Origin of the sequence: Pseudomonas sp. CFBP13508 (assembly GCF_005233515.1) — a bacterium.
GTDB lineage: Bacteria > Pseudomonadota > Gammaproteobacteria > Pseudomonadales > Pseudomonadaceae > Aquipseudomonas > Aquipseudomonas mercuritolerans.
Genome location: NZ_QFZZ01000021.1, coordinates 1 through 2406 on the forward strand (window position 1 = coordinate 1; position 2406 = coordinate 2406).

Annotated in this window: 1 protein-coding gene; it reads left to right on the forward strand. The window is 59.8% G+C overall.

Annotated elements, in window-relative coordinates; genetic code table 11:
• Positions 1 to 2406 (forward strand): immunoglobulin-like domain-containing protein (locus PspCFBP13508_RS27300; RefSeq protein WP_343287082.1); only part of this gene is annotated, 2406 nt, incomplete at both ends.

Below are 2406 nucleotides of genomic sequence, written 5' to 3' on the forward strand. Positions count from 1 at the left end.
CTTCGAAGATCTGGTGGCCGACAAAACTCCAGTTTCGACTTCTGTCACCGACGTTACCGACACGACAAATCTGTCGCTCAGCGCCAGCAACTCGGTGGCTGAAGGTGGCCAGATCACCTACACCGCGACCTTGACCAACGCCGCTGGATCGCCTGTGACGGTGACCTTGTCGAACGGCGCTGTGATCACCATCAAGGCTGGCGAAACCACCGGCACCGCCACCGTTGCGGCTCCGTCCGATGACGTTTACAAAGATGCCGGCTCAGTGCAGGCGACGATCACCAAAGCCACCGGCGGCAACTTCGAGAACCTGGTACCGAGCACTGCTCCAGCCGTGACGACTGTCACCGACACCATCGACACGTCGACCGTCAAATTGACCGCCGATACTTCGGTAGCCGAAGGCGGCACCGTGACTTACACCGCCACCGTCGGTGCGCCTGTTACTGGCTCGCCCGTGGTCGTGTCTCTGGCCAACGGCCAGACCATCACCATCGGCGTCGGTCAGACTACTGGCACTGCAACCGCTGTTGCTGCGAACGATGCGTTGGTCGGTAATGCGCCGATCACCAATTCAATCACTGGCGTAACTGGCGGCAATTTCGAAGACCTGGTTGCCGACAAAACTCCGGTTTCGACTTCTGTCACCGACGTTACCGACACCACCAGTCTCTCGCTCAGCGCCACCAACTCTGTTGCCGAAGGTGGCCAGATCACCTACACCGCGACCTTGACCAACGCCGCAGGCTCGCCAGTGACCGTGACCTTGTCGAATGGCGCCGTGATCACCATCAAGGCTGGTGAAACCACCGGCACCGCAACCGTCCAGGCCCCGTCCGATGACGTTTACAAAGACGCCGGTTCCGTCCAGGCCACGATCACCAGCGCCACCGGTGGTAACTTCGAAAATCTCGTTCCGAGCATCACGCCAGCGATCACCCAGGTCACCGACACCATCGACGCTTCGACGGTCAAACTGACCGCCGATACTTCGGTGGCTGAAGGCGGCACCGTGACTTACACCGCCACGGTTGGTGCGCCAGTTACCGGTTCTCCTGTCGTCGTGACATTGGCTAACGGCCAGACCATCACCATCGGTGTCGGTCAGACTACTGGCACCGCAACCGCTGTTGCTGCGAACGATGCACTCACCGGCAACGCCCCGATCACCAACTCGATCACTGGCGTAACCGGTGGCAATTTCGAAGATCTGGTGGCCGACAAAACTCCAGTTTCGACTTCTGTCACTGACGTTACCGACACTACAAATCTGTCCTTGAGCGCCAGCAATTCGGTTGCCGAAGGTGGCCAGATTACATACACCGCTACGCTAACCAACGCCGCTGGCTCACCAGTGACCGTGACCCTGTCGAACGGCGCTGTGATCACCATCAAGGCTGGCGAAACCAGCGGTAATGTGACCGTTCCGGCACCGTCCGATGACGTTTACAAAGACGCCGGTTCCGTCCAGGCGACGATCACCAGCGCCACCGGTGGTAACTTCGAAAATCTCGTGCCGAGCACCACTCCAGCGGTCACTCAGGTCACTGATACCATCGACACGTCGACCGTCAAACTGACCGCCGATACGTCGGTGGCCGAAGGCGGCACCGTGACTTACACCGCAACCGTCGGTGCGCCAGTTACCGGTTCTCCTGTCGTCGTGACATTGGCCAACGGTCAGACCATCACCATCGGCGTTGGCCAGACTACTGGCACTGCAACCGCTGTTGCTGCGAACGATGCGCTGACTGGCAACGCGCCGATCACGAACTCGATCACTGGCGTGACCGGCGGCAACTTCGAAGATCTGGTTGCGGACAAAACACCTGTCTCGACTTCTGTCACCGACGTTGCCGACACCACCAACCTGTCTCTGAATGCGACCGGCTCCGTGGCTGAGGGCGGCTCGATTGTTTACACCGCCACACTGACCAACGCCGCTGGCTCGCCAGTGACCGTGACCTTGTCGAACGGCGCTGTCATCACCATCAAGGCTGGCGAAACCACCGGCACTGCAACCGTTGCGGCACCGTCCGACGACGTCTACAAAGATGCCGGTTCCGTTCAGGCAACGATCACCAGCGCCACCGGCGGTAACTTCGAAAATCTCGTGCCGAGCACCACTCCAGCGGTCACTCAGGTCACTGACACCATCGATACTTCGACCGTCAAACTGACGGCTGATACTTCGGTGGCTGAAGGCGGCACCGTGACTTACACCGCTACCGTCGGCGCTCCGGTTACCGGTTCGCCTGTCGTCGTGACATTGGCTAACGGTCAGACCATCACCATCGGCGTCGGCCAGACCACTGGCACTGCAACCGCTGTTGCTGCGAACGATGCGTTGGCAGGTAATGCTCCGATCACCAACTCGATCACTGGCGTAACCGGTGGCAACTTCGA